Consider the following 8,104-nt stretch of genomic DNA (forward strand, 5'->3'; position numbering starts at 1 on the left):
AGCAGAACTAATTTGGAGTAGAGCTATGGCCACAATATTTGATGTTATCGAAGACTGGTTGAGCTGACTCGACCATTAAAACAAACACCTAAATCAAGATACAAATGAGCTAAACAGGATGGAGCGAATTATGACAACCAACTACTTAACCAGCCAGAGCGGCGCCCCAATTGCCGACGACCAAAACTCACTTTCTGCCGGCGAGCGCGGTCCGCTATTAATGCAAGACTGGCATCTTATCGAGAAGCTGGCCCACTTTAACCGTGAGCGCATTCCCGAGCGCGTGGTGCATGCCAAGGGCACGGGTGTCTATGGCACCTTTACCCTAACCAAAGATCTGAGCGACTACACCATCGCCGATCACTTAAACGGCGAAGGCAAGCAGACAGAGACCTTCGTGCGTTTCTCGACCGTGGGCGGTGAGATGGGCTCGGCCGATGCCGAGCGCGATCCTCGTGGTTTTGGCCTGCGTTTCTACACCAAGCGCGGTAACCACGACATAGTGGGTAACAACACCCCGACCTTCTTCCTGCGCGATGGCATCAAGTTTCCTGACTTCATCCACACTCAGAAGCGTAACCCTATGACCAACCTGAAAGATCCACAGGCGATGTGGGACTTCTGGTCGCTTAACCCCGAGGCCATGCATCAGGTCACCATCTTGATGTCAGACCGTGGTATTCCGGCAAACTATCGTCAGATGCACGGCTACGGCTCGCATACCTTCTCCTTCTGGAACGCCAAGGGAGAGCGTTTCTGGGTCAAGTTCCACTTCAAGTCGCAGCAGGGCGTGGTCAACTTAACCAACGAGCAGGCGGATAAGCTTAAGGGGATAGATCCCGACTCGTCACAGCGTGACATGGTGGCGGCGATCCAGGACGGCAACTTCCCGCGCTGGACGGTGAATGTGCAGATCATGCCGGAGGCCGATGCCAACACCTACCAGATCAACCCGTTCGATCTGACCAAGGTGTGGCCACATGGCGACTACCCACTGATCGAGATAGGTGTGTTGGAGCTTAACCGTCTGCCGCAGAACTACTTCGCCGAGGTAGAGCAGGTAGCCTTAGCGCCGAGTAACCTGGTGCCGGGTGTGGGCGCCTCGCCGGATAAGATGTTGCAGGCGCGTCTGTTTGCCTATGCCGATGCCCAGCGTTACCGTATCGGTGCCAACTATAACCAGTTGCCGGTGAACTGCCCCCATGCGGCCCAAGCCAACCATCATCAGCGTGGTGGTGCCATGGCGGGGACCCAATGCCCCTTCAGCGGCAGTCAGACCGGCAGTGATGCCAGCGCCAACTATGGGCCTAACAGCACTCAATCGGCCCTGGTGGAGGCGACGCAGTTTGTCGAGCCACCATTGAGACTCGATGGTGAAGCCGACCGTTACAGCCGCTACGATCAGGATGACTATACCCAGGCGGGTAACCTGTATCGCATATTCAGCGAGGAAGAGAAGGCCAGACTGGCGGCGACCATCTCGGGTTCTCTGAGCCAGGCAAGCGAGGAGGTGCAACAGCGCATGTTGGCCCACTTCTTCAAGGCAGATGAAGACTATGGTCAGCGCATCAAACAGGGCCTGGGTCTGTAGATGAGTAGGCGTGTAGCAAAATAGGCCTGGAACGGCCGACGAATAGAAAGCCAGTGATCTGAGTCACTGGCTTTTTTCTATTGTGCAGGGCCTAAGTTTTGGGCTTAAGTCTTGAGTTGGGCAACCTTAACTTAATAGAGTAGAGTCGCCACGCCCAGCAGGGCAAACAGGGCGGCGCAGCCACGGTGGATCCACTTCATCGGCAGCTTCTCGGCGCTGAAATGACCGGCGATCACCACAGGTACGTTGGCGATCATCATCCCCAGGGTGGTGCCCAGTACCACTAACGGCAGGGCATCATACTTGGCGGCCAGCACGACTGTGGCAACCTGGGTCTTATCGCCCATCTCGGCGAGGAAGAAGAGGATGAAGGTGGCGATAAAGGGGCCCATCTGATAGAAGCGGCTCTCCTGCGCGTCAACCTTGTCGGGCACCAGAACCCAGAGGGCGATGGCGAAGAAGGAGAAGGCGACGATATAGGTGGCCATCTCAGGGCTTATCCAGTTGATGGCCCATTGGCCTAGCCAGGCGGCGGCAAAATGGTTGGCCAGGGTCGATAGCAGTATCCCCAGGATAATCGCGGTTTTATTCTTGAATCGTGCGGCGAGGATCAGTGCCAGCAGCTGGGTCTTGTCACCTATCTCTGCAATGGCGACGGTGAAGGTTGAGGCGAGTAATGCTTCCATCATAGTTCCTAAGGGGGCAAAAAATCCAAGCACGATCCGCCGCCCCCTAATGAATGAACGGTAACCGTGCTCAGGTCTTGCAAAGTAAGAAGTGTTCCCCTTACCGTGAGTACCATGGCATGTGGCCAAGTATGTTGACACTCACTCAAGGCAAATGGCTTGCCTTGTTAGCTACTCCCCTGAAGCAGTGGCGGCCATTATACCCAAATCCAATTGAGGCGCAAGGCTGGGGGGCATCCTTCCGGTGACCACTCTGTAGACAGCATGTTTCGTGGTTTTTACGTGTTTGTACAAACTTGCATCCGATCATCTTGGATGCCTTGTGCGCCGCCTGTGGCTCTGTTAATGTGCCAAACAGTCAAATTTATAGAGTAAAGGTAGTGATGAAACAGACCTATCGATATTGTTACCGATTTAGGCAGCCTCAGGGGCTTAGCTAGATCGGAAGATAGTAAAAGCTAAGCTGTTGAGGCCAACCCGACACGTACTAGGGCAGAGATCCATAGTTCGGTTAGGAGGCTATCGCTTAGTGTGTTTCATGACTAAATCCCGCCTTCGCAGTCGTTCTAAATCTGACCTTCCAAAAGAGATAATAAATAAGACAGGACAATTTTGTGAACTTAAAAATGCTTGGCTCTATTGCCATCGTTGCGGGGACCGCAATTGGGGGAGGCATGTTGGCCTTGCCTCTGGCAACTGCTTCATTGGGGACGATTCCAGCCTTACTGCTATTAGTGGCAATCTGGGGGGTATCTATCTATACCTCTCTGTTGATGTTAGAGATTAACTTACGTGCCGGTGTGGGGCTGAATGTCCACGCCATCACGGGCAAGACCCTAGGCAAGGTCGGGCAGCTGATCCAGGGGGGCTCCTTCTTAAGCCTGCTGTTTGCGCTGACCATGGTCTATCTGATGGGCGGTTCTTCCTTGTTGGAGTCTCGTTTCGAACCCTTGGGGATCGAGGTGAGTCACGAGCAAGCGGTACTGCTGTTTACCTTAGTCTTCGGTGGCTTCATCGCCATTGGCGTCTCCTGGATAGACAAGGTGTCACGCGTGCTCTTTAGCGCCATGGTGGCCCTGTTTGTCATAGTGGTGCTCTTCCTGCTACCCGAGGTGAGTCCGACCTATATACTGCGTGAATCCGCAACCGAACTTGTGTCTAAGGGCGAGCTGGGTAACCTCTGGCTGGCGGCCATCCCCGTGGTATTTACCTCTTTCGGGTTCCACGTCTGTATCGCGACGATTGTACGCTACCTGGATGGCGACGCCATGTCGCTGCGTAAGGTGCTCATGATCGGCTCGACCATTCCCCTGGTGTGCTACATCCTCTGGTTGATGGTGACTCTGGGCACTGTGGGCGGCGCGACCGTATACGGCTTCGAGGGCTCTCTGCCTAAGCTGGTCGCCGCGCTGCAAGGTATCGCCCACTCAGACATTTTACGTCAATGTATCGATTTGTTTGCAAACCTGGCGCTTATCACCTCCTTCCTCGGGGTCACCATGAGCCTGTTCGACTACATCGCCGAGCTGACCCGTGCCAGAGAAAACCTGCTGGGCCGACTGCAGACCTGGCTGGTGACCTTCGTGCCGCCGCTGCTGTGTGCGCTTTACTATCCTGATGGCTTTATTAAGGTTTTAGGTTTTGCCGCCCTGCCGCTGGTGGTGATGATCATCTTCCTGCCGATCGCCATGGCGCTGGGACAGCGTAAACAGAACCTGGGGGGGTATCAGGTCTGTGGCGGTCAGTTTGCCCTTTCTGCGGCGGCGCTGGTTGGGCTGGTGATTATTGCCGCTCAGCTCTGGGTGGCGCTGTAAAAAGAGACTGACAATTTGCGCTTAAGCGAGGGGGCTGGGGATTGTTGGAAATACCTGCTTACCTTTTCGCTAATTTGCTAAGCTGTTTGTTACTCAGCAATTTATGATAAAGTCGGGCCATTGCCCGGCTTTTTTGTAGGGCTTTTAAGGCTTCATGCGCTGGGGACTTAAAAGGCCATTGGGTATTATAAAAATTTTTATAACGATAAAACGGACTTAGCAAATGAAAAAGTTACTCGTGTCAGTGGCGCTTGCCGCTGCTTTCGGCGTCCAAGCCGATGAGGGGATGTGGCAGCCCTATCAACTGCCTGCCATGGCAGATGAGCTGAAGGCCAAGGGGCTGGAAATCGACGCCAAATCTATCTCAAAACTCACCGAATTTCCCATTAACGCCGTGATCAGCCTGGGTGGTTGTACCGCGTCTTTCGTGTCGCCAAAGGGCCTGGTAGTGACTAACCATCACTGTGCCTATGGCTCGATTCAATACAACTCGACCCCAGAGAAGAACCTGCTAAAAGATGGCTTCCTGGCGAAGAACTTTGGCGAAGAGCTGCCGGCTACCCCGGGTTCACGCATCTATGTCACCGAAGAGGTGACCAATGTGACCGATAAGGTCAAGGCCGGCCTGGAAAACAAGGTTGGCAACGACTTCTATCAGGGCATCGAAGCCAAGGAGAAGCAACTGGTTGCCCAGTGTGAGGCCGACGATGGCTATCGCTGTCAGGTTTACAGCTTCCACGGCGGCCTTGAGTACTACCTGGTTAAGCAGCTGGAGATCCGCGACGTGCGTCTGGTGTATAACCCGGCGGCGAGTGTAGGTAAGTACGGCGGCGACATCGATAACTGGATGTGGCCACGCCACACCGGCGACTTCTCTTTCTACCGTGGTTATGTCTCGAAAGATGGCAAGCCGGCCGATTTCAGCAAAGACAACGTGCCTTACGAGCCTAAGAGCTTCCTTAAGGTATCGGCTAAGGGCGTGAGCGATGGCGACTTCGTCATGGTTGCCGGCTATCCGGGTCGTACCAACCGTTACCGCACCGCCAACGAGGTAGAAAACCAGTTCGAGTGGGCCTATCCAGAAGGCAAGATGCTGCGTGAACGCTTCATCGAGATCATTAAGGAAACCGCGCCAGAGGGCAGCGACGAGCGTATCAAGTATGAGAGCCTGATCGCCGGTCTGGCCAACTATGCCAAGAACTTCACCTCGATGATCGAGTTTTACGGTAAGTCGACCATGCTCGAAGACCGTAAGGCTCGCGAGGCGGCGCTGACCAGCTGGATCAACAAAGACAGCAAGCGTCAGGCGAAGTATGGCCAAACCATGGCCGAGCTGGACAAGCTGATCAAGGAAAGCCAGGAGCACCAGGCCCGCGACATCATCTTAGGTTATATCGGTTACACCACCATGCTGCCGACTGCCCGTAAGCTATACCGTCTGGCTAACGAGAAGCAGCTGGACGACATGGCCCGTGAGCCCGGGTATCAGGATCGCGACATGACCCGCTTCAAGTCGGGCCTGGAGCGTATCGACCGTCGTTACGCCCCAAGCGTCGACAAGGCCGTGGTACTAGACCTGCTGACTCGCTACGCCAAGCTGCCTAGCGAAGAGCGCATCCCAGCGCTGGACAAAGCCTTCGGCATCGGCAAGAAGTTCGACGCCGCCAAGCTTAGCAAGGTGCTAGACAAGATGTACGCCAAGACCGAGCTGGGTGACAAGGCAACCCGTCTTGCCTGGATGGACAAGTCGGTAGCCGACTTCAAGGCCTCTAAAGATCCTTTCATCAAGTTTGCCGTCGCCATGTATGACACAGATATGGCGCAGGAGAAGAAAGAGAAGGAGCTGTATGGCAAGCTGATGAAGGTACGTCCTCAATATATGGATGCCATCATCGCCTACAACAAGGAGCTGGGTAAGCCGGTTTACGCCGATGCTAACTCTAGCCTGCGTGTTACCGTGGGTCATGTGAAGGGCTACTCGCCACAAGATGGCCTGGTTGCCGTACCATTCACTCGTCTGGAAGGCATATTGGCCAAAGACACGGGAGAGGTACCGTTCGACGCGCCTAAGAAGCAGCTTGAGCTGATTAAGCAGAAGCAATATGGCGACTACTATGTGAAGGCTATCGACTCTGTGCCGGTGAACTTCCTGTCGACCCTGGATACCACAGGTGGTAACTCAGGTTCACCAACCCTGAACGGTCGCGCCGAGCTGGTTGGTCTGCTGTTTGACGGCGTCTATGAATCTATCATCGGCGACTGGGGTTACGATCCCGACACCAACCGTTCTATCCAGGTAGATAGCCGCTACATGCTATGGGTGATGAAGTATCTGGACAACGCCGACAACCTGCTGGCGGAAATGGAGATTGTTCACTAATTCCAGCGATTAGTGGCAGCGCTGGTTGGATGCTTTTAGTATCGAGTCAGCGTTAAGAGCAAAAGGGCTTAGATGAGAATCTAGGCCCTTTTTTGTGGGTAATCGCTTGTGTTTACTTGGGGATATATAGGATGTGCCCTTTGCTAGGCATTGATTCGAATGAGGGTCAATCGTAGCGTTAACCGATACTTTTTTGAATTGCCTGCCGCAGGTGAAGTGCAGGAAGCACAAATGTCGTGATCACATGGTCGGTGATGTTCCCTACATCACATTGACATTTTCCATGTCCTTATGGGTCAGATGTGAAGGAACGACCTCATGTGCAGATACGCTTGTGAGACGCCGATTCTTCATTTTATTTAGAGTCATCCCTGCAGGCTCTGTCGAAACATCTGATGCGTACGGGTTCAGCAATGTAGCGCCAACATGGATCTTAAAGCACGGCCGCTATCGGCCGAGCCTGTAGCATAGGGCCGGCATCACAAAACTGTCATCTTGGTCTATATTTCCTAACGGTGGGATTGTCATGTCCCCTGTCATAGAACCAATTAAGGATGATGAATGATGAATAGATCATGGTTACTAGTGCCTGTCCTGGGCATACTTTATTTTAATGATGTCAGTGCAGGTGAGCTTTATCCTCATGGCAACGCACAGCACATGTACCTGGGGCTCAGTGGAGCATTCGTTGATGTGGATGGCGACTATGTAGTTTCCGGCAGCATGCTGTCTGGATCAAGGAGTATAGACAACACCCTGATGGGGGTTATTGTTGGCTACCAGCTACACGAGAACTTCGCCTTCGAAGCCAGGGGCTATGGCAATGTTTCTGACGAAACTATTGATGGTGTTAGTTACTCTGTAGACAGCCATTTCAGCGTACTGGCTAGAGGGATCTTGCCGTTAAACGAATATTTCAGGCCCTATGCCCTCTTGGGTTACGGCAAATCTATGGGATCTATCGGTGAAATTTCGGAAGACGATAACGATATCATCTATGGTTTAGGTGTATCTATCAGCAACGGCAACCGGGTTCAACTGGAGCTGGAATGGATGCGGATTTACGATGAAAGCTTCAGTGTCGGCGATGTTAATTACGGTTTGCAAGGCGACAGCATCAACCTCAACTTGGTGTACCACTTCCCCAGCCCTTAAATTAACCCTAAAGTAACTTAGAGGTAGGCTAGCACCCAGTAAGAATTAATGGGGGGCAGGTTTGATACTTTTAGTATCTAGTTAGCGTTCAGCTCAAAAGGGCTTAGATAAGAATCTAAGCCCTTTTTTGTTACCTAGTGCTGATGGTTTCTTCGTGATGTATTGGGGCCTATTGGCTCGACGTGGTTTGAATTCAATTAGTCATGCTTTAGCGTTAACCGTTACTGTGGTCAATTGCCTGCCGCAGGCCTTATGTGCAAACATTCTTTTGGCACGGTGAATGAAGCGAAGCTTCGTGCTTATGAACGAGAGGCATGGATGCCGAGCTGGTTGTTATACAGGGATGTTGTTCAAGTCCATATATGGACACCTGGATAGATTCAATAGCTAATTTGTTAGTAACAAAAGATATTACTGCATCCGTATATCCGACCTGTTTATGAGCAATTAGAGGCTCTGGCCTTAATGAGAACCGCGC

5 protein-coding genes are annotated in these 8,104 nt (G+C 52.8%); 4 read left to right on the plus strand and 1 reads right to left on the minus strand.

All coding sequences use genetic code 11. The features are described 5' to 3' along the window. The first annotated feature begins 130 nt into the window (after positions 1-130). Positions 131-1,591, plus strand: coding sequence for a catalase KatB (gene katB, locus GNT65_RS20300; RefSeq protein WP_160798984.1), 1,461 nt, complete (start codon positions 131-133; stop codon positions 1,589-1,591). Between the two features lie 131 nt (positions 1,592-1,722). On the opposite strand, the gene GNT65_RS20305 is transcribed toward katB, so the two are convergent. After that, positions 1,723-2,277 carry a TMEM165/GDT1 family protein gene (locus GNT65_RS20305; protein WP_160798985.1) on the minus strand — a complete coding sequence of 185 codons (555 nt, stop codon included), beginning with the start codon at positions 2,275-2,277 and terminating at the stop codon, positions 1,723-1,725. A gap of 614 nt (positions 2,278-2,891) precedes the next feature. On the opposite strand from GNT65_RS20305, the gene GNT65_RS20310 reads away from it, so the two are divergent. The 3 genes from GNT65_RS20310 to GNT65_RS20320 all read left to right on the plus strand — a co-directional run bounded on the left by GNT65_RS20310 (position 2,892) and on the right by GNT65_RS20320 (position 7,626). Beyond that, the gene (locus GNT65_RS20310) at positions 2,892-4,091 is read left to right on the plus strand and encodes an aromatic amino acid transport family protein (RefSeq protein ID WP_160798986.1); all 1,200 of its coding nucleotides are present in this window, start codon (positions 2,892-2,894) and stop codon (positions 4,089-4,091) included. Positions 4,092-4,314: 223 nt separating this feature from the next. Then, positions 4,315-6,471, plus strand: coding sequence for a S46 family peptidase (locus GNT65_RS20315; protein WP_160798987.1), 2,157 nt, complete (start codon positions 4,315-4,317; stop codon positions 6,469-6,471). Positions 6,472-7,032: 561 nt separating this feature from the next. Further along, positions 7,033-7,626 (plus strand): outer membrane beta-barrel protein, encoded by a 594-nt coding sequence (locus GNT65_RS20320; RefSeq protein ID WP_160798988.1) that lies wholly within the window; start codon positions 7,033-7,035, stop codon positions 7,624-7,626. Positions 7,627-8,104 lie beyond the last annotated feature (478 nt).

It is taken from the genome of Shewanella insulae (genome assembly GCF_009831655.1).
Classification (GTDB): Bacteria; Pseudomonadota; Gammaproteobacteria; order Enterobacterales; family Shewanellaceae; genus Shewanella; species Shewanella insulae.